Origin of the sequence: Pseudomonas sp. PS01301 (genome assembly GCF_029960215.1) — a bacterium.
Classification (GTDB): Bacteria; Pseudomonadota; Gammaproteobacteria; order Pseudomonadales; family Pseudomonadaceae; genus Aquipseudomonas; species Aquipseudomonas coleopterorum.
In genome coordinates this window covers 14,037-33,315 of record NZ_JASCPM010000035.1, presented here as the reverse complement: position 1 = coordinate 33,315, position 19,279 = coordinate 14,037, and the positions used below count along the sequence as shown (strand labels likewise).

The following is a 19,279-nucleotide window of genomic DNA, read 5'->3' as shown; positions in this document are numbered from 1 at the left end:
CATTCGGAGTCACTTGAAATATTCCGGAACTTGGTTCTAAATATTTGGAGAAAACAAAAACTAAGGACCTGCATCGTGACCTCCCCACTGCGAATCGCCCTGATCGGTGCTGGCAACATGGGCCGCCAGCATTACCAGCATCTGCAACAGATGGACGGCGCCCAGCTCTGCGCCATCGCCGACCCAGGCCCTCAGGCAACCGCCTTCGCCGCTGAATGCGCGGTGCCGCATTTCACCGATCATCGGCAGATGCTGGCGCACGTGGCGCCCGAGGCCGTCATCGTCGCCAACCCCAATGCCCAGCATGTGCGCACGGCACTGGATTGCCTGGCGGCCGGTGTCCCCGTGTTGCTGGAGAAACCGGTGGGGGTGGATCTTGACGAAGTGGCCGAGCTGGTAGCCGCCAGCGCCGCCAGTGGGGTACCGGTCCTGGTCGGTCATCACCGGCGGCACAACCCGATGATCAGCCGCGCCCGACAGGTCGTACAAAGCGGCGTGCTCGGTCGGCTGACCACGGTCACGGCGCTGTGGCAGTTACAGAAGCCCGACAGTTACTTCGACATCGCCTGGCGTCGCGAGCCGGGGGCAGGGATGCTGCTGACCAATCTGATTCATGACCTGGATCTGCTGCGCTACCTGTGCGGCGAAGTCCGCCAGGTGCAGGCCTTCGGCAGCAATGGCATTCGCGGCTTCGGCAACGAAGACAGTGTGGCGGTGCTGCTGCAGTTCGAAAACGGTGCGCTGGGCACCTTGACCGGTTCCGATGGGGTCGCCGCGCCCTGGAGCTGGGAGCTCGGCTCGGGCGAGAACCCGGTCTATCCACGCCAGGCCGATCAGCCGTGCTACCTGCTGGCAGGCACGGCCGGTGCGCTGAGCGTGCCGCAACTGACGCGTTGGCATTACGCCGAACCGGGCGCGGGCTGGCATGAACCCTTGCAGCAGGTGCAGGAAACCTTCGCCCCCGCCGAAGCGTTGCGCGTGCAGCTTGAGCATTTCATCGAGGTCGCGCGCGGGCAGGTCGAACCGCTGGTGAGTGTGGTGGATGCTGCGCGAACCCTGGCGTTGGTCGACGCCATCGGGGACGCTATGCGCACCGGGCGCGCCTGTGCACCCCGCGCGTTGGGCCAGGCCGGTTAGTTGGCTGAAACGCTCTCATCTTGACCGACACCTTCAAGCCCCAAGGAACCGCTCATGACCCACCGCATCCTGTCTCTGGCCGCCTTGACCGTGCTCGAGCTTTCGCCTCCCGAGATGGTCGAGGTCGCTGCCCGCGCCGGCTACAGCCACGTTGGCCTGCGCACCGAACCGGCCACGGTCGAGGAGCATCACTATCCGTTGCTGCGCGACAAGGCGCTGCAACGCCAGACGGCTGCTCGTTTGCGCGATACCGGCATCAAGGTGCTGGACATCGAAATCCTCCGGCTGAAACCGCTGACCCGTGTGGCGGATTTCGAAGCTCATCTGGCGTTGGGCGCCGAGTTCGGTGCCAGCGAATTGCTGGTGGCGGGTAACGATCCAGACGTGCAGCGGGCCAGCGACAACCTGGCTCAGCTGTGCGACCTGGCGCGGCCCTATGGCATCCATCCGCACCTGGAGTTCATGCCTTGGACCGACTGCCCGGATCTGGCCAGCGCGAGGGTGATGCTCGACAAGGCCGGTCGCGACAATGCCTGCATCCTGGTCGATGCCTTTCATTTCGACCGCTCCAACTCGCGACTCGAAGACCTGCGCAGCCTGCCACCGCAACGCTTGCGTTATGCCCAACTGTGCGACGTGGCGGGTCCATGCCCTGATGACATGGCCGAGATACTGCGCCAGGCCCGCCAGGAACGTCGTTTTCCGGGAGACGGCGATTGCGACCTGGTTGGCTTGTTGCGAGCGCTGCCCGAGGATGTGCCGCTGAGCCTGGAGATACCCACGGCGCGGCTGTTGGAGCAGGGGGTGAGCGCTTATGAGAGGGCCCGGATGGCCCTCGAGAAAACCCAGGCTTTACTGGCTGGGATCTAGGGTGATGCCACTGGCCTCTTCGCGGGCAGAGCCCGCTCCCACACGCCAAGCCTGAACCAGTCGGTGTGGGAGCGGGGCGGGCGGCGAGCCCTCTGCCCGCGAATAGCCCCACCGCCACCCCGCGCCTGGCTCAACCCCCCTGCGGCACCTTGCGCGGTGCCATCAGGTACAACCACACCAAGGCAATGAAATACATCGCCGGAATGATCGTGAACAACACCGTGTAGTTGTTGTTCGTCACGGTCAGGATATAGCCCACCACCTGGGTCATGAACATCCCGCCCACCGCCGCGCACATGCCGCCGAAGCCGAACACCGTGCTCATCATGTGCTTGGGCGTGTAGTCCATCACCACGCTCCAGATGTTCGCCGTCCACGCCTGGTGCGCGGCGATGGCCAGCGAGATCGCCGCCACCGCCACCCACAGGTTGGCCGCGCCAGCAGCGAACACCACGCTGATGATCGCCAGGGCAAACACCAGCATCGACAGCAGGCGCGCCTTGACCGGTTGCATGCCGCGTCCGATCAGGAACGAGGACAGCACGCCACCGCCCACACTGCCGACGTCGGCACACAGGTAGATGATGATCAGCGGGATGCCCATCTGGGTGACGTTGATGCCCAACTGGTATTGCTGGTTGAGGAACGGCGGCAGCCAGTACAGGTAGAACCAGAACACCGGGGCCGTCATCATGAAAGCCCCTGCAAACGCCCAGGTGCCGCGCATGGTCATGATCTTCCAGAACGGTACGCCCGGTTGCTCTGGGGCTTCCTGATCCTGGATGTATTCGAGCTCGCTGGCCTTGACCCGTGGATGCTGGTCCGGATCGAAGTACTTGATGCCCCAGAACACCGCCCAGGCCAGCCCCAGCAGGGCGATGGTGAGAAACGCCGCCTGCCAGCCCCAGACACTGAGAATCAACGGCAGCATCATCGGCGTCAGCAGCGCGCCGACGTTGGTCCCGGCATTGAAGATGCCGGTGGCCACTGCGCGCTCCTTGGCCGGGAACCACAGCCGGGTGGTCTTCACACACGCGGGGTAGTTGGCGGCCTCGGTCAGGCCGAGGATGAACCGGCAGACCATGAAGCCCACCGCCGAGGTCGCCAGGCCGTGGGCACCGGTGGCCAGGCTCCAGAGCAACACCGCACAGAAGAACACACGCTTGACGCCAATCCGATCGATCAGGCGGCCTTGCAGCAGGAAGCCGATGGCATAGCCGACCTGGAACCAGAAGTTGATGTTGGCGTAGTCCATCGCCGTCCAGCTCATTTCCTTGGCCAGAATCGGCTGCATCACGCCCAGTGCGGCGCGATCGATGTAGTTCAAGGTTGTCGCGAAAAACACCAGGGCGAGCATGCCCCAGCGAGTCTTGCCGACGGCGGCGCCGGCCTTGACCATGTCCCTGAAGCCGACTTTGGTCTCAGGCGCTTGTTGGGCGCGGGGCAGGGCGGAGCTGTGGGGTTGTGTCATCGTTGGGACCATCCGTACAGGCGCGGTGGTTTCGACCACCGCCGAACTTCGACTGAGCGTGAGGCAGTCTGATACAGGGCATGCACGGTATCAGAGACATTGCCGTCAGGGAGCACTCGGTGGCGTCAAACGCGTGCGTATTGACCGGCTTCGACGCCGCTGGGGAAGGTCACAGGTACGGGATGGGTGCGAAATCGGATGGGCATGAGTGATTACCTGAGTTCTTGAAATTCTTATGGGGTGTTGGCCGCCACGGCGGGCGGTCTGCGCCGGGTCGATTGCAATCTGCGTCTCGACCAGCTTCACTGTCGGGACCGATGGTGCGCACACCGCCTGGGCTAATCAATCGATGCACACGGTAAGTGGTCGATAATCGCACGCAAAACTAACCAGTTGGTACGTGCTCGGGTAGAGTGGCAAACTGATACAACCCCCTTTTTTCATCACGGTTCTGCCTGCCCTCAGGCGCTGGGCGGAACCGCAGAAAAGGCGCGTAGTCGAGGCCTCGGCGCAAGCCCTCGTAGCGCCTTTTCGTAGAGCCTTATTGGAGCGTGCCATGCAGCGTTCGATCGCCACCGTATCCTTGAGCGGTACCCTGCCTGAAAAACTCGAAGCCATTGCCGCCGCCGGCTTCGATGGCGTGGAAATCTTCGAGAATGACCTGCTGTACTACGACGGCAGTCCGCGTGAAGTGCGCCAGATGTGCGCCGACTTGGGCATCGCCATCACACTGTTCCAACCGTTCCGTGACTTCGAAGGCGGCAATCGCTCGCGCATGGCGCGCAACTTCGACCGCGCCGAGCACAAGTTCGACCTGATGCAGGAACTGGGCACCGACTTGGTGCTGGTGTGCAGCAACACCGCCGCCGACTCGCTGGGCGAGCAGCAGATCCTCGTCGACGATCTGCGCGAGCTGGGCGAACGCGCCGGCAAGCGTGGCTTGCGCATTGGCTATGAAGCCTTGGCGTGGGGCCGCCACGTGAATACCTATCAGCAGGTCTGGGACATCGTCCGGCAGGCCGATCACCCGGCCCTGGGTGTGTTGCTCGACAGTTTCCACACGCTGTCGCTCAAGGGCGACCCGCGCGCCATCGCCGACATTCCCGGCGACAAGATCTTCTTCGTGCAAATGGCCGATGCGCCCATCCTGGCCATGGACGTGCTGGAATGGAGCCGGCATTTCCGCTGCTTCCCAGGGCAGGGCGAGTTCGACCTGCCGGGCTTCCTCGCACCGATCATCAAGACCGGTTACACCGGCCCGTTGTCGCTGGAAATCTTCAATGATGGTTTCCGCGCCGCGCCGCCTCGGGCCAATGCCGCCGATGGCCTGCGCTCGCTGCTGTACCTGGAGGAAAAGACCCGCAAGCTGCTGGAACAGGAAGCAACGCCGGTGGCGAACCTGGACATCCTCTTCGCACCGCCTCCCGCAGATGACTACAAAGGCATCGAATTTCTCGAATTCGCGGTCGACGAAGCCTTGGGGGCCAAGCTCAGCCACTGGCTGCAGCAACTGGGCTTCGCCAAGGCCGGCCAGCATCGTTCCAAGAACGTCAGCCTGCTGCGTCAGGGCGATATCAACCTGATCCTCAATGCCGAACCCTATTCGTTCGCCCACAACTTCTTCGAGTCCCACGGCCCATCGCTGTGTGCCACCGCGTTGAGGGTGAAGGACAGCGCCAAGTCCCTGGAGCGCGCCGTGGCCTACAAGGCCCAGCCGTTCCGCGGCCTGGTCGGGCCCAACGAGCGTCAGTTGGCGGCCGTGCGGGCGCTGGATGGCAGCCTGATCTACCTGGTGGACGAGGCCAGCGACGGACCAACCATCTACGAGAACGACTTCAGCCTCAGCCCATCGCCAGCGACGCCGGGCATGCTCAAGTCCATCGACCACATGGCCATGGCCATTCCGCCGGACACCCTCGACAGCTGGGTGCTGTTCTACAAGACGGTGCTCGATTTCAAGGCCGACGACGAGGTGGTGCTGCCCGACCCCTATGGCCTGGTGAAAAGCCGTGCGGTGCGCAGCCAGTGCAGTTCGATCCGCCTGCCGCTGAACATCTCGGAAAACCGCAACACCGCGATTTCCCATGCGTTGTCGACCTATCGCGGTTCGGGCGTGCACCACATCGCCTTCGATTGCGACGACATTTTCGCGGCCGTCAGCAAGGCCAAGGAGGCTGGGGTGGCGCTGCTGGACATCCCGCTCAACTATTACGATGACCTCGGCGCGCGGTTCGATTTCGACGACGAATTCCTCAGCGAGCTGGCGTACTACAACGTGCTGTACGACCGTGACGCCAACGGCGGTGAGCTGTTCCATGTCTATACCGAGCCGTTCGAGGAGCGCTTCTTCTTCGAAGTACTGCAGCGTCGCGGCGGTTATGCCGGCTATGGTGCTGCCAACGTTGCAGTGCGCCTGTCGGCCATGGCCAAGGCGCGCGCCGGTGGCATACGCCACGCCAAGCTCTGATCGGGTGCCCGCCGCGCAGGTGCGCGGCGGGCTTTGCTTGCCTGCGCGGCGCGCCGCATAATGCCCGCTGACCAACGACGGCCGTGAGCCCAGCATGACTACAATCTCAGAGGCCGACGCGCACGCTGCCGACGTTCCTCGCAAGCCCCGCAAGAACAACCCCGAGAAGACCCGCGAGAACATTCTGCAGGCGGCCATCACCGAGTTCGTCGAGCAGGGCCTGGCGGGCGCCCGCGTCGATGCCATCGCCGAGCGTACGCACACCTCCAAGCGCATGATCTATTACTACTTCAGCAGCAAGGAGCAGCTTTACCTGGAGGTGCTGGAAAAGCTCTATGGGGATATTCGCGGCACCGAAGCCAAGTTGCATCTGGACGAGCTGACGCCGGTGGAAGGCATTCGCCGGCTGGTGGAATTCAGCTTCGATCACCACGATCGCAACGAGGATTTCGTGCGTATCGTGTGCAACGAAAACATGCACAAGGGCGAGTACGTCAAGAAATCCACGAGCATTCGCGAGTTGAACAAGACCGTGCTGCTGGCACTGGCCGACCTGTTGCGGCGCGGCACCGAGCAGGGCGTGTTCCGTCCGGGGCTGGATGCCATGGACGTGCATTTGATGATCAGCTCGTTCTGCTTCTACCGAGTGTCCAACAAGCACACCTTCGGCCAGTTGTTCCAGGTGGATTTCAACGAAGCCACGTTGAAGCTGCACCACCGCGAAATGCTCTGCGAATCACTCTTGCGCTTCATCCAGGCCCCGTAGCAGCCACAGACGCCGCATCCACCGCCGACGCGGCTCGCGCCGCTGCTACAGACACCGCGATCCCCTGTAGCAGCGGCGCAAGCCGCGTCCGGCCGCACCGCGTTGTGCCTGACACACCGCATCGATCGCCGACGCGGCTTGCGCCGCTGCTACAGGGGTCGTGATTCGGGTCTTGGCTTATCCGTTCATTTCGGCAAAATGCGCCATCATGCGTTCGGCATCAGCTTGCCGGCCGCTGAACAGCTCGAAGGCTTTCACGGCCTGGAACACGGCCATGGTGCCGCCGTCCAGCGTGCGGCAACCCAAAGCCCGGGCTTCGCGCAGCAGTTCGGTCTCAAGGGGAAAATAGACGATCTCGGCCACCCACAGCGCCGGGCGCAGGGCCGACTTGGGCACCGGCATGCCTGGCAGCTTGGCCATGCCCATCGGTGTGGTGTTGACCAGGCCATCGGCCTCGGCCAAGGCCGTCAGCAGGTCGCTGCCCGCCTGTGCCGGCTGCCCCGGAAAATGCTGGTTGAGGTTGTCGGCCAGGGCCTGCGCCCGCGCCGGCTCGACATCGAAGATGCTCAACTGCTGCACGCCTTCGAGCAGCAACGCATGGGCCACCGCCGCACCGGCACCGCCGGCACCCATCTGCACCACCCGGTCACGCTTGGCCTCACGCATGCCGCGGCGGAAACCCTCGGCGAACCCCAGGCAATCGGTATTGTGGCCGACCCGTTTGCCATCCTTGAGCACGACGGTGTTCACGGCGCCGATTCCAGAGGCCTCCGGCGACAGCTCATCGAGCAGGGGAATGATCGCCTGCTTGGCCGGAAAGGTGATGTTGAGGCCGGTGAAGCTCATGCGTTGAGCCGCAGTGAGCAGCTCTTCAAGCGCACCGTTGTCGAGCTTCAGTGCATCCAGGTCGATCAACCGGTAGACATACCCCAAGCCCTGCGCCGCGCCTTCGCGCTCGTGCATGGCTGGGGTTCGGGACTGCTGGATACCGGCGCCGATCAGGCCCGCCAGGACGTTTTTACCGCTCATCGAGTGACTCCATTATTTTTGTTGGGTGCGATGCGGGTAAATTGTACTAACCGGTTAATTACGTCAAATCATTTTGTCGGCGTCGTCTGCTTGCCATGGCCCGACACGGCAGCGCCCGCATTGCGGGGTAATTGCCAGAGGTCGAACATCGATACCAAGGTCAGAATCCCCACCAGCACGAACGCCATGTGATAGCTGGCCAGGGATTCGCCGTTCACGCCCAGCACCGATTCGCTCAGGCGCAGGAAGATCACCGCCAACGCCACGCCCAGGCCGAAAGCCAACTGCTGAGTCATGCTGAACAGCGTGTTGGCCGAAGACATCAGCGGCTGCGGCATGTCGGCGAAGGCGACGCTGCTGTAGGCGGTGAACCCCATCGAACGAGCCATGCCCGACACCAACAGGACCGGCAGGATCACCGCCAGTGGCGTGGCCGCGGTCATTGCCGCGCAGGCGAAGGTAGTGCTCGCAAGTACCAGGCTGCTGCCGATCAGCGTGGTCCGGAAACCCCAGCGACGCAGCACCCAAGAGGTCATGGGCTTCATCCCGATGTTGCCGGCGAACAGCGTGAGCACCAGCAGGCCGGCGGTGAAGGCGTCATGACCGAACCCCAGTTGGAACATCAGCGGCAGCAAAAAAGGGTGTGCGCTGACCATGGCACGAAACAGCGAGCCGCCGTTGAAGGTTATCCGGTAGGTAGGGATCTTCAGGGCGTCCAGTTTCAACAGGGGCGTGGGGTGCCGGGTGAAGTGACGGTACATCGCCCACAGCAGGACGGCACTGGTGGTCAGCATCAGATAGCCGTACCCGCTGCGTGGAGCCTGGCCTATGAAATCGAGGCCGAACAGCAGGCCCACGCACGCCAGGGCACAGAGTACAAAACCCACTGTGTCGAAGGGGCGGTGGGGATGTTCGCCCCGGCCCTCGGGCATCAGCTTGTAGGCACACACCAGAGCGATCAGGCCCAAAGGCAGGTTGAGCAGGAAGATCCAATGCCATGACGCATAGGTGGCCAGGAAGCCCCCCACCGGCGGGCCCAGCACCGGCGCCACCAGTCCGGGCCAGGTGATGAAGGCGATGGCAGTAAGCAGGTCGGACTTCTCGGTGTTGCGCAGGACCGCCAGGCGCCCCACCGGCACCATCATGGCCCCACCGATGCCCTGCAGCACCCGCGCGGCGGTGAACTGCCAGAGCTCCTGCGAGGCTGCGCACAGTACCGAGGCCAAGGTGAACAGCGCCAGCGCTGCCATGAACACGCGACGATACCCCCAACGATCAGCGACCCAGCCACTGCCGGGAATGAAGATCGCCAGGGTCATGACGTAGGCGGTGATGCCGATGTTCAGGTCCACGGCGGTGGCCTGGAAGGATCTGGCCATGTCCGGCAGGGCGGTGACGATCACCGTCGCGTCCAGGTTTTCCATGAAGAACGCCGCGGCCACCAGAAGAGCCATCAAGCGTGAGCGCGAAGCGGACAGAGGGGCAGTGGCAGCGTTGTTCAAGCCGGTCTCCATGACAGTGGTAACTTCTTGTTACCTCTGTTCTACCACAGGCACCTCCGCCGTTGCAGCCACGCAGGCCGCGTCAGGGGCCTGCGTGGTTTGCCTGATAGGGCGCGTAACCGTCTCGCGTGGTTCGGCCCGTCACTGCAGCACGGCGTTCAACGGCGTACCAGCAAGACCCCTGATTCCATGTGATGGGTGTACGGAAACTGATCGAACAAGGCGCACTTGGCCACCCGATGGGTATCGTGCAATTGCTCGATATTGGCCGCCAGCGTTTCCGGATTGCAGGAGATGTACAGGATGTTGTCGAAACGCCGGGTCAGCTCGCAGGTGTCCACGTCCATGCCGGCCCGTGGTGGATCGACGAACACGCTGCCGAAGTCATAGGCCTTGAGATCGATACCCTGCAGACGACGGAACGGACGCACCTCGTTGAGTGCTTCGGTCAGCTCTTCGGCCGACAGGCGCACCAGGGTCACGTTGTCGACGCCATTGTCATCGAGGTTGTGCAAGGCGGCGGCGACCGACGTCTTGCTGATTTCCGTGGCCAGCACCTTGCGCACCTGGGTGGCCAGCGGCAGAGTGAAATTGCCGTTGCCGCAGTACAGCTCCAGCAGATCGTCGTCGCGCGGGCCCAGGGCCTCGTACGCCCAGTTGAGCATCTTCTGGTTGACCGTGCCGTTGGGTTGGGTGAACGCGCCTTCGGGCTGGCGATAGCGGAACGTACGACCAGCCACCTCGAGCGCCTCGAGCGCATAGTCGCGGCCAATGACCACACGCTTGCCCTTGGAGCGACCGATGATGCTCACACCCAGGTCGCTCGCCAGTTGCTCGGCAGCGCGCTGCCAGTGCTCGTCCAGCGGGCGGTGATAGCACAGCGTTACCATCGCGTCGCCGTCCAGTGTGGTCAGAAACTCCACCTGGAACAGCTTGGTGCTCAGCGCCGCATCGGCCTGCCAGGCAGCCTTCAGGCGCGGCATCAGTTCGTTGATGCGCTGGCTTGCGATTGGAAAGCTGTCGATCAGGATCGGCACATGCTTCTCGCCGGGCGCGAACATCGCGTAATGACGCTGGCCATCCTCTCGCCACAGGCGAAATTCCGCGCGCAGCCGGTAGTGCTCGCGAGGCGAATCGAACACAGCCGGTTCCGGCGCGTCGAACGGCGCCAGCAAGGCGCGCAGGCGCGCTACCTTTTCATCCAGCTGCTGGGTGTAGGAGGTGGGGTCGAGAACAACACTCATGGATACCAGCCCAGTTTCACAACGAACAGAATGGAAAGAATCACCAGCGCCGAGTTCAAGTCGCGGGCGCGGCCCGCCAGCAGCTTGATCAAGGTCCAGGCGATGAAGCCGAAGGCGATGCCGTTGGCGATCGAATAGGTCAGCGGCATGGCCAGGGCGGTGACCACCACTGGAGCGGCTTCGGTGATGTCGTCCCACTCGATTTCAGCCAGGCCCGACGCCATCAATACCGCCACGAAGAACAACGCCGGTGCCGTGGCGTAGGCCGGCACGCTGCCTGCCAGCGGGGCGAAGAACAGTGCCAGCAGAAACAGCACCGCGACCACGATGGCGGTCAGGCCGGTACGGCCCCCGGCGCTGACGCCCGCTGCCGACTCGATGTAGCTGGTGGTGGTGGAAGTACCCAGCAGCGAACCGGCCATGGCCGCCGTGCTGTCGGCGATCAGCGCGCGGCCCATCTTCGGCATGTGGCCGTCCTTGCCCATCAGACCGGCGCGCTTGGCCACGCCGATCAAGGTCCCGGAGTTGTCGAACAGATCGACGAACAGGAAGGCGAAGATCACGCTGAGCAGGCCGATGTCCAAGGCCCCGGCGATGTCCAGCTGCATGAAGGTCGGCGCCAGCGAGGGTGGCATCGACACCAGCCCGTTGAACGGGCTGAAGCCCAGCAGGATCGACGCGGTGGTCACCACCAGAATGCCGATCAGCACCGCCCCGCGAACCTTGCGCGACTCCAGGGCGACGATCAGGAAAAAGCCCAGGATCGCCAGCACCGCACCGGGCTTGGTCAGGTCGCCCATGCCCACCACGGTGGCCGGGTTACCCACCACGATCCCGGCGCCTTGCAGCGCGATCAGCGCCAGGAACAGGCCGATGCCCGCAGCGATGGCCGAACGCAATGGCAGGGGGATGCTGTTGACGATCCACTCGCGGATCCGAAAGATCGACAGCAGGAAAAAGCACACCGCCGAGATGAACACCGCGCCCAGCGCCACCTGCCAGGTGTGGCCCATGTGCAGCACGACGGTGTAGGTGAAGAAGGCGTTCAGACCCATCCCTGGCGCCAGGGCGATCGGGTAATTGGCGATCAGGCCCATGACCGTCGAGCCGATGGCCGCGGCCAGGCAGGTGGCGACGAAGACCGCGCCCTTGTCCATGCCGGTTTCGCCCAGGATGCTGGGGTTGACGAACAGGATGTAGGCCATCGCCAGAAAGGTGGTGACCCCGGCGAGTATTTCCGTGCGCACGTTGGTGTTGTGCGCCTTGAGTTGAAACAGCCTTTCCAGCATGCCCGCTCCCTGTGGCGCGTTTTGCGCCGTTACCGTTGTTGTCGAGTGTTGTCGTGTCGACCCTGATAGCAAAGCACATCCGGGCGGTAAAAAAAGCCGCGCATCATACCAGCACGGTCGCGGGGAAACACTCATCAGCTCGTCTGAACGAATGACCGGCGTGCCAAGTCGTACCTGCAAACGACGCGACATGAAAAATGCCGCGCACGCAAGCTGAACCACCGTGAGGTCGACCCGATGAGCACCCTTTCTTCCAGCGCTGGCGCGCAGCCGTACGCCAGCCACAGCATTTCCCTGCAACTCAATGGCCAGTCGCGCCAGCTCGATGTATTGCCCTGGACCACCCTGCTGGATCTGCTGCGCGAACAGCTCGACCTGGTCGGCAGCAAAAAAGGCTGCGACCACGGTCAGTGCGGCGCCTGCACCGTGCTGCTCAATGGCAAGCGGGTCAACGCCTGCCTGACCCTGGCCGTGATGTGCGACGGCGCCGAGCTGACCACCATCGAAGGCCTGGCGCAGGGTGATCAACTGCATCCGGTCCAGGCCGCGTTCATCAAGCACGATGCCTTCCAGTGCGGCTACTGCACGCCGGGACAGATCTGCTCGGCCGTTGGCCTGATCAACGAAGGCCGCGCCGACTCCAGCGCCGACATCAAGGAATTGATGAGCGGCAACCTGTGCCGTTGCGGCGCCTACAGCAACATCCGCGCGGCCATCGAAGAAGTGGTCGAAGTGCAGGGAGGGGAGCGCTCATGAATCCGTTTACCTACGCCAAGCCTGCCGGTGTCGATGAAGCTGTACGCCTGGCCGGTCCACGCTCGCGCTTCATCGCCGGTGGCACCAACCTGCTCGACCTGATGAAAGAAAACGTCATGCAGCCCGAGCAGCTCATCGATATTACCGGGCTGCCCCTGCGCGAAGTCGAGGAAACCGCCGACGGCGGCGTGCGCATCGGCGCCCTGGTCAGCAATGCCGACCTGGCCTGGCACCCGTTGATCGAGCAGCGTTATCCGTTGCTCAGCCAGGCGATCCTGGCCGGTGCTTCACCGCAGCTGCGCAACATGGCCAGCACCGGCGGCAACCTGCTGCAGCGCACGCGCTGCTACTACTTCTACGATTCGAAAATGCCGTGCAACAAACGCGAGCCCGGCACCGGTTGCCCGGCCAAGGACGGCTTGAATCGCATCCACGCCATTCTGGGCGCCAGCGAGCAGTGTGTCGCCACCCATCCTTCGGACATGTGTGTAGCCCTGGCAGCGTTGGCTGCCGTGGTCCATGTCCAGGGTCCGAACGGCGCGCGCACCATCGAATTCGCCGACTTCCATCGCCTGCCGGACGACGCGCCCGAGCGTGACAACCAGTTGGCCGATGACGAACTGATCACGGCGGTAGAACTGCCCGCCGCTGGTTTCACGGCCCACAGCCAGTACCTGAAAATCCGCGACCGCGCTTCCTATGCCTTCGCCCTGGTGTCGGTTGCCGCAGCGCTGGAGCTGGACGGCGAGACCATTCGCGACGCCCGCCTGGCGCTGGGCGGTGTCGCCCACAAGCCGTGGCGCGATCAAGCGGTGGAGCGCCTGCTGATCGGCCAGCCCGCCACCGCCGAGACCTTCGGCAAAGCTGCCGACGCCCTGTTGCAGGACGCTCGCGGTCTGCAACACAACACCTTCAAGATCAAGCTGGCCCGCCGCGCGATAGTCCGTGCCCTGAGCGATGCCGCCAAAGGGGAGATGCAGCGATGAGCACACTTGGCAAACCCATGGACCGCGTCGACGGTCTGCTCAAGGTAACCGGCCAGGCGCGCTACGCTGGCGAGTTTCCCGAAGATGGCCTGCTGTTCGGCAGCGTGGTCTCCAGCACCATCGCCAACGGCCGCGTGCTGTCCATCGATGCGTCGAAGGCCCTGGCGCTGCCGGGCGTGGTGGCTGTGATCGACCACACCAACCGCCCGAAGCTGGCCAGCTACGACGAAAAATACGAAGACGACGATGCCGCCGACGGCTCGCCGTTTCGCCCGCTGTACAATGACAACGTGCTCTACAGCGGCCAGCCGCTGGCGCTGGTCGTCGCGGAAAACCTGGAACTGGCGCGCCATGCAGGCGCTCTGGTGCGGATCGAATACGCTCAGGAACCTCACCAGACCGACCTGCGCGCACAACTATCCGCCGCCAAGCCGGCGCCGGCTGAACTGCCCGAACCGCGCGGCGATTTTGCCGGGCAATACGCTGCCGCCCCGATCACCGTCGACGCCACCTACGACACGCCGGTCGAGCACCACAACCCGATGGAGCCCCATGCCAGCACCGCGCTGTATCAGGCCGACGGCAGCCTGGTGATCCACGACAAGACCCAGAGCACGCAGAACTGCCAGACCTATCTGTCCAACGTGTTCGGCCTGGACAAGGACAAGATCCGCGTCATGGCTGCTTTCGTCGGCGGCGCCTTCGGCTCCGGCCTGCGTCCGCAGTACCAGCTGCCGCTGGCCGTGATGGCCGCCCTGCACCTCAAGCGCTCGGTACGCGTGACCCTGACCCGCCAGCAGATGTTCACCTTCGGCTACCGTCCGCGCACCGTGCAGCAGCTGCAACTGGCCTGCAACGCCGACGGCAAGCTGCAGGCAGTCGGCCACACCGCGACCGGTCAGACCTCGCGTTTCGAAGACTTTTCCGAGCATGTCGTGGAGTGGAGCGGCATGCTCTACCACTGCGACAACGTCAAGCTGACCTACAACCTGGTGCCCTTGGACGTGTTCACGCCCCTGGACATGCGCGCTCCCGGCGCAGCCCTGGGAATGATCGGCCTGGAATGCGCGATGGACGAGCTGGCCGTGGCGGCCAAGATTGACCCCGTGCAACTGCGCCTGGTCAATTTCTCCGACACCAACCAGAACGAAGACAAGCCGTATTCCAGCAAGGAACTCAAGGCCTGCTACCAGCAGGGCGCCGAACGTTTCGGCTGGAGCCAGCGCACGGTCGAGCCGCGCAGCATGCGCCGTGACAACCAGTTGGTTGGCATGGGCATGGCCGGTGGGGTCTGGGAGGCCATGCAGATGCCGGCCAGCGCCAAGGCCAAAATCGACAAGCAAGGCAAGCTGGTGGTCAGCAGCGCGACCACCGACATCGGCACCGGCACCTACACGGTGATGACCCAGATCGCTGCGGCAGCGGCCGGCGTTGCCGCGCAGGACGTGGAGTTCAAACTGGGCGACTCGTCGTTGCCCACCGCGCCACTGCAAGGTGGCTCGTTCACCGTGTCGTCGGTGGGAACCGCCGTGCAGCAGGCCTGTGAAGCGCTCAAGGCCAAGCTGATCCACGCCGCCAGCCAGGTGCATCCGGCGTTTGCCGATGCCGACCCTGCACAGGTGTTCATCGAGGACGGCGAGCTGCGCTGCCCGGGCCATCACGTGTCGCTGCAGAACCTGAGCGGCATCGACGGCATGGACACCTTCGAAGCCCAGGTCGATGCCGAGCCGGACAAGAAGCGTGAAGGCTACGCCACGGCCACGCATTCGGCGGTGTTCGTCGAAGTGGAAGTGGACGAAGACCTGGGCACCATCCGCGTCACTCGCGTGGTGAGTGCCGTGGCCGCCGGTCGTGTGGTGAACCCGAAGATGGCCCGCAGCCAGATCCTCGGCGGCGTGGTCTGGGGCCTGGGCATGGCCCTGCAGGAAGAAACCCAGACCGACCATAACCTGGGCCGCTTCATGAACCATAGCCTGGCCGAGTACCACATTCCGGTGAATGCCGACATCAACGACATTGACGTGATCTTCGTCGATGAGCCCGACGACATCGTCAACGCGCTGGGTTCCAAGGGCGTCGGCGAGATCGGCATCGTCGGTGTCGCGGCCGCCGTGGCCAACGCCATCTACCACGCCACCGGCAAGCGTGTCCGCGAGTTCCCCATTACTTTGGACAAGGTGATGTAAGACCTACGGGTCCGAGCGCAGGCATGGAGATGGTGCATGCCTGCGGCTTCTATCAAGACGCTTTCAGGAAGTCTGGGCAATGGACGTCAATGCCTACCAGGCTGAATCGCCCTTGAACTCCTGCAAATGGTAAGGCCATACATCCCTTGTATCTTTCTTTCTTAGTGACTCGTCTGTTCGCCATAAGTTGTGCAGATGATGTCGATGTGCGTACTGTTATTGTCGCAGTCGTTATCAAAATGTTCCTACAGAACTTTCCGAATAATCCCAAGAACTTATCCTGTGCTGTAACAATTTCTAATCAATGGGTTGGAAGCTTTGCTTGACTGTGAGCGGGCCAATCCGGCTAAAGTACCGCCGCGCCACGATCAAATACGCGATGCCAATGCCGTATTTTTCCAGCGTCCGCAATGAATATTAATTGCCAGGAGGCATTTGGTGAATGTATCGAAGATCGACTCTATTTCAATTGCAAAACCGCCAGCTCAAGGATTGAAGTCAGCGCCTGAAGATACGGGTAACTTTCATCAGACATTGATGGGCGTGTCGAATACCGCACTCCTCAGGCACGACAGCGTCACCCTTTCTCCAGCGGCCACGGGCATGGCCGAAAGACAAAGAGAAATCGAGCGGGTGCGGGCGCAGGGGCAAGAGTTGGGTGAATGTGGAATAAGCCGCGCTGAGTTGGCAACGAGTCAGGTGCCCAAATGGATGATGGGTTTTGCCAACGTCATTGTCGAGGTCGTGGGTTCGCAAACTTTCGAGACCCGTCTCACACCCAATGCGACAGACGACCAGATGAAAGAGTTCAGTGAGCGCCTGCAGGTCAAACAACAAGCAGTGCTGGAAGCTCATGGTTTATGGGGGCTCGATGCTCTGGACGAGTATGTGGTCATGAATACCACGCCTGGATTGGAAGCTCTCCTGCATCAAGACATGAACGACGTCATACGTGCGGATTCACGTTTGATGCAACTTATCAAGGAAATAGGCTTTTACATGACCGATGTTGAATCATCAGAGGTCTGAGTTCTCAGCTTTTATCAAGGAGTACAAAAGATGTCCATGCAATGGAAAGCTATTTCAATGGGTGCGGTATTGCTCGCGTGTTCGGGTAGCAACTATGCTGCGGTTCCCATACTTGAAGCAGTGCGCAGCACGGGCATGTATGTGCCTGCACTCGACGATGGACAGATGGCGCAAATAAAAGGTACGGCCCGTATCAATGGTCAGGCCCGGCCAAGCGTTACTCAAGGGATCAAGACCCATCAGGTCACTTGGAAGAAGCGCGGCAGTCAATCTGATTATCGCGCCTATCAATATCAGGGGTTCAGTTATTCCCCGCATGAAAACAAATGGTATCGAGATGGGGGAACACAGGAGCTGGTTGCTGGCGATGTATGGCTCGCTGATTCCACGAGCCGTATGAACGCCTGGAATCGTGCCTATGCCCGCGAAATCGAGCATCACTATCAGGCCCTTGATCGCAACACCAAGGTACCGAAGAACTATGGCTTCCGTGCCAGTCAATGGTCGCGGCCGGTCTCCACGTTCCGCTGGTGACCCGAAAGCGCAGCCCGGCTTGGGGCTGCGCTCATTCTGCTACCCATCGCAAGGACGCCCATGGCTATCTTGTTTCCACTCGCGCGTCTGTTCGCGAGTGCCAGCATCCTGTTGTCCATCACTACTGGTACGTTAGCCGATACGGTGCACCTGAAGAATGGTGACAGCCTGTCTGGCAGGTTAATCAGCTACGAAGGGGATGTCTGCGTTTTCAGCACTCCCTACGCGATGGGCTTGACCATCCGAACTGCCGATATCGGGTCACTGCAAACCGATCTCCCTTATGAAGTGCAGTTCAAGAACGGCGATCGAGCCTCAGGACACTTGGTGAGTGAAAGCGCCCGGGTCACGCGACTTTCATCCGAAATTTTCGGTGAGGTCGAATTGAAGCTGGCCGACATCGCTGTACTGCAGCGAAACTTCATTGAACAGCGTGAAGCAGCAGTAGGGCGTGACCACATCGAATACGGAGAGCGTGCCGACCCGCCGCCGCTGGATTTTCTGGTGGGCTCCACGGTTTTGCTCGGGCCAGGCGAGTATGAACTCGACATGGGCCTGGTATACAAGCAAAGCCGCCGGCAACACAATCTGTTCGACGTTGGTTATTTTCAGAAATCTTCCTACAGCGCACGTGTGCTGCAGTTCGAACCCACGCTCCGTGCAGGGCTTTTTGACCGGCTCGAAGCGCATCTGACAGTGCCGTTCTCTTATACGAGCGTCGAAGATGTCTCCTCAAATGAGTATGTGAGCACTACCAGCGCATGGGACCTGGCGGACATAGGCATGGGAATTCAGTACCAGTGGCTCGACGAAACCGCCGCCTATCCGGCGCTTTCGTTTACGTTCGACATCGGTGCACCCACCGGCCGCAAACGTTACAACGATGCAGCCAACCGATGGAAGGATCCGTTGAACAACGGCTCAGGACACTGGAGCTTAGCGCCCGGCATTGCCTGGGTGCGCCGCACCGATCCGGCCATTCTGTTCGGCGGGCTCAGCTATCAACACTTTTTCCAGAACACCATCGATGGCTACACCGTAAAGCCAGGTTGGGCGTTGCGGAGTTACCTGGGCGCAGGCTTTGCACTCAATGAGAAGTTGTCCATAGGCGCTCGATTTTCTTATAGCTATACCGCCAATCTGAGAGCAGGTGGACGAACCATCAAAGGCACTGACATTGATCCCGCAGATCTCGCCTTCAATGTGTCCTATAGACTGCACGAGGACTGGGTAATTTCTCCTCAAGTCATGCTGGGCCTCAATGACGACGCGGGACCGGCTTCCATGTCATTGAACCTCAAGCGCAAGTTCAATTGATGCGTTATTCCGAGTTGGGTCTGGTCTCCGTCCTTGGATTGGCCACTGTGGCGAGTGCTTCGCCGTTTCAGGCACCCCGGCCACTTTCCGAATTGCGCATGGAACGCATAGAGCGCCAGACGCTGGATTATTCATGCGGGGCCGCGGCATTGACCATTCTGCTCAACCTGTATTTTGGCGAAACGCTGCACGAGCAGGATGTACTCGCTGACATGGTTGGCAGGCTGTCTCGGGAGCAGGCAGTGGAGCGAGCCGCTCAAGGATTTTCTCTGCTTGACCTCAAAACCACTGCTCAGCGTTTGGGTTACCAGGCCGAAGGTGTGATTTTGCCCCGTCAGGCATTGGCTTCGCTGAAAGGTCCGGTGATCATTCTGCTCAGGCAACGCTCACTCAATCATTTCGTGGTGCTCAAAGGCATAGGCCGGGGCAGTGCATTGCTGGCAGACCCTGCGCGAGGGCACATTCGTATGCCGCTGTTTGAACTGTATGAGCAGTGGCAGGGCGAAACACTGGTGCTGGGCCGTGACCACTTCGGCTTGCCATGGGAGCATGGATTGAAGGTGCCGGCGCATAGCCTGATTGCTCCTGAGCGGGAGACCGTGCGGACGCTTCAGCGCAGTCCTGTGCAGTGACGGGTACGACGGGGGAGCATCCCTATCTGCGAAGCATCAACAGAACAGATACCGCGATAAATCC

General features: G+C 62.0%; 16 protein-coding genes. 11 read left to right on the top strand and 5 right to left on the bottom strand.

Going from position 1 to position 19,279, the window contains the following annotated elements; translation table 11 throughout:
• Positions 1-75: 75 nt before the first annotated feature.
• Together QMX89_RS16965 and QMX89_RS16960 are read left to right on the top strand one after the other, a co-directional pair.
• Complete coding sequence (locus tag QMX89_RS16965; RefSeq protein ID WP_282349092.1) at positions 76-1,137, top strand: Gfo/Idh/MocA family oxidoreductase; 1,062 nt, start codon at positions 76-78, stop codon at positions 1,135-1,137.
• Between the two features lie 54 nt (positions 1,138-1,191).
• Positions 1,192-2,007 (top strand): sugar phosphate isomerase/epimerase, encoded by an 816-nt coding sequence (locus QMX89_RS16960; protein ID WP_282349091.1) that lies wholly within the window; start codon positions 1,192-1,194, stop codon positions 2,005-2,007.
• A gap of 130 nt (positions 2,008-2,137) precedes the next feature.
• Here the strand turns inward: QMX89_RS16960 and QMX89_RS16955 are convergent, their stop codons facing one another.
• Positions 2,138-3,478 carry an MFS transporter gene (locus QMX89_RS16955; RefSeq protein ID WP_282349090.1) on the bottom strand — a complete coding sequence of 447 codons (1,341 nt, stop codon included), beginning with the start codon at positions 3,476-3,478 and terminating at the stop codon, positions 2,138-2,140.
• A 556-nt stretch (positions 3,479-4,034) separates the two neighbouring features.
• Between QMX89_RS16955 and quiC the strand changes: the two genes are divergently transcribed.
• Together quiC and QMX89_RS16945 are read left to right on the top strand one after the other, a co-directional pair.
• The gene (quiC, locus tag QMX89_RS16950) at positions 4,035-5,945 is read left to right on the top strand and encodes a 3-dehydroshikimate dehydratase QuiC (protein ID WP_282349089.1); all 1,911 of its coding nucleotides are present in this window, start codon (positions 4,035-4,037) and stop codon (positions 5,943-5,945) included.
• Positions 5,946-6,039: 94 nt separating this feature from the next.
• On the top strand, positions 6,040-6,711 hold the full coding sequence (locus QMX89_RS16945; protein ID WP_049860910.1) for a TetR/AcrR family transcriptional regulator: 672 nt from the start codon (positions 6,040-6,042) through the stop codon (positions 6,709-6,711).
• Positions 6,712-6,888: 177 nt separating this feature from the next.
• Here QMX89_RS16945 and QMX89_RS16940 read toward each other — a convergent pair whose 3' ends face one another.
• The 4 genes from QMX89_RS16940 to QMX89_RS16925 all read right to left on the bottom strand — a co-directional run bounded on the left by QMX89_RS16940 (position 6,889) and on the right by QMX89_RS16925 (position 11,775).
• Positions 6,889-7,740, bottom strand: a complete 852-nt coding sequence (locus tag QMX89_RS16940) for a shikimate dehydrogenase (protein ID WP_056844053.1) — start codon at positions 7,738-7,740, stop codon at positions 6,889-6,891.
• A gap of 68 nt (positions 7,741-7,808) precedes the next feature.
• Entirely contained in the window at positions 7,809-9,242 is a 1,434-nt protein-coding gene (locus QMX89_RS16935) for an MFS transporter (protein ID WP_349012775.1), read from the bottom strand.
• 158 nt (positions 9,243-9,400) lie between these two features.
• Positions 9,401-10,486 (bottom strand): tRNA (uridine(54)-C5)-methyltransferase TrmA, encoded by a 1,086-nt coding sequence (trmA, locus tag QMX89_RS16930; protein ID WP_282349087.1) that lies wholly within the window; start codon positions 10,484-10,486, stop codon positions 9,401-9,403.
• The gene (locus tag QMX89_RS16925; RefSeq protein WP_282349086.1) at positions 10,483-11,775 is read right to left on the bottom strand and encodes an NCS2 family permease; all 1,293 of its coding nucleotides are present in this window, start codon (positions 11,773-11,775) and stop codon (positions 10,483-10,485) included. The genes trmA and QMX89_RS16925 overlap by 4 nt, the downstream gene beginning before the upstream one ends.
• 237 nt (positions 11,776-12,012) lie before the next feature.
• Here QMX89_RS16925 and QMX89_RS16920 point away from each other — a divergent pair, with 237 nt between their 5' ends.
• From QMX89_RS16920 to QMX89_RS16890, 7 genes are all read left to right on the top strand, one after another.
• Positions 12,013-12,531, top strand: coding sequence for a (2Fe-2S)-binding protein (locus QMX89_RS16920; RefSeq protein ID WP_049860915.1), 519 nt, complete (start codon positions 12,013-12,015; stop codon positions 12,529-12,531).
• Positions 12,528-13,517 (top strand): xanthine dehydrogenase family protein subunit M, encoded by a 990-nt coding sequence (locus QMX89_RS16915; RefSeq protein ID WP_282349084.1) that lies wholly within the window; start codon positions 12,528-12,530, stop codon positions 13,515-13,517. The genes QMX89_RS16920 and QMX89_RS16915 overlap by 4 nt, the downstream gene beginning before the upstream one ends.
• Entirely contained in the window at positions 13,514-15,703 is a 2,190-nt protein-coding gene (locus QMX89_RS16910; RefSeq protein ID WP_282349083.1) for a xanthine dehydrogenase family protein molybdopterin-binding subunit, read from the top strand. Before QMX89_RS16915 ends, QMX89_RS16910 begins: the two co-directional genes overlap by 4 nt.
• A 438-nt stretch (positions 15,704-16,141) precedes the next feature.
• Complete coding sequence (locus QMX89_RS16905) at positions 16,142-16,732, top strand: hypothetical protein (protein WP_282349082.1); 591 nt, start codon at positions 16,142-16,144, stop codon at positions 16,730-16,732.
• Positions 16,733-16,762: 30 nt separating this feature from the next.
• Complete coding sequence (locus tag QMX89_RS16900) at positions 16,763-17,266, top strand: hypothetical protein (RefSeq protein WP_282349081.1); 504 nt, start codon at positions 16,763-16,765, stop codon at positions 17,264-17,266.
• A gap of 60 nt (positions 17,267-17,326) precedes the next feature.
• Positions 17,327-18,583: a transporter gene (locus QMX89_RS16895; protein WP_282349080.1), complete on the top strand. Its 1,257-nt coding sequence runs from the start codon at positions 17,327-17,329 to the stop codon at positions 18,581-18,583.
• On the top strand, positions 18,583-19,215 hold the full coding sequence (locus QMX89_RS16890; RefSeq protein WP_282349079.1) for a C39 family peptidase: 633 nt from the start codon (positions 18,583-18,585) through the stop codon (positions 19,213-19,215). The genes QMX89_RS16895 and QMX89_RS16890 overlap by 1 nt, the downstream gene beginning before the upstream one ends.
• Positions 19,216-19,279 lie beyond the last annotated feature (64 nt).

What these genes read in the sequence shown, in the direction of transcription:
- QMX89_RS16960 (WP_282349091.1), top strand. Translation starts at nt 1,192, where the DNA reads ATGACCCACCGCATCCTGTCTCTGGCCGCCTTGACCGTGCTCGAGCTT.
- QMX89_RS16955 (WP_282349090.1), bottom strand. Translation starts at nt 3,478, where the DNA reads ATGACACAACCCCACAGCTCCGCCCTGCCCCGCGCCCAACAAGCGCCT.
- quiC (WP_282349089.1), top strand. Translation starts at nt 4,035, where the DNA reads ATGCAGCGTTCGATCGCCACCGTATCCTTGAGCGGTACCCTGCCTGAA.
- QMX89_RS16945 (WP_049860910.1), top strand. Translation starts at nt 6,040, where the DNA reads ATGACTACAATCTCAGAGGCCGACGCGCACGCTGCCGACGTTCCTCGC.
- QMX89_RS16940 (WP_056844053.1), bottom strand. Translation starts at nt 7,740, where the DNA reads ATGAGCGGTAAAAACGTCCTGGCGGGCCTGATCGGCGCCGGTATCCAG.
- trmA (WP_282349087.1), bottom strand. Translation starts at nt 10,486, where the DNA reads ATGAGTGTTGTTCTCGACCCCACCTCCTACACCCAGCAGCTGGATGAA.
- QMX89_RS16925 (WP_282349086.1), bottom strand. Translation starts at nt 11,775, where the DNA reads ATGCTGGAAAGGCTGTTTCAACTCAAGGCGCACAACACCAACGTGCGC.
- QMX89_RS16920 (WP_049860915.1), top strand. Translation starts at nt 12,013, where the DNA reads ATGAGCACCCTTTCTTCCAGCGCTGGCGCGCAGCCGTACGCCAGCCAC.
- QMX89_RS16915 (WP_282349084.1), top strand. Translation starts at nt 12,528, where the DNA reads ATGAATCCGTTTACCTACGCCAAGCCTGCCGGTGTCGATGAAGCTGTA.
- QMX89_RS16910 (WP_282349083.1), top strand. Translation starts at nt 13,514, where the DNA reads ATGAGCACACTTGGCAAACCCATGGACCGCGTCGACGGTCTGCTCAAG.
- QMX89_RS16900 (WP_282349081.1), top strand. Translation starts at nt 16,763, where the DNA reads ATGTCCATGCAATGGAAAGCTATTTCAATGGGTGCGGTATTGCTCGCG.
- QMX89_RS16895 (WP_282349080.1), top strand. Translation starts at nt 17,327, where the DNA reads ATGGCTATCTTGTTTCCACTCGCGCGTCTGTTCGCGAGTGCCAGCATC.
- QMX89_RS16890 (WP_282349079.1), top strand. Translation starts at nt 18,583, where the DNA reads ATGCGTTATTCCGAGTTGGGTCTGGTCTCCGTCCTTGGATTGGCCACT.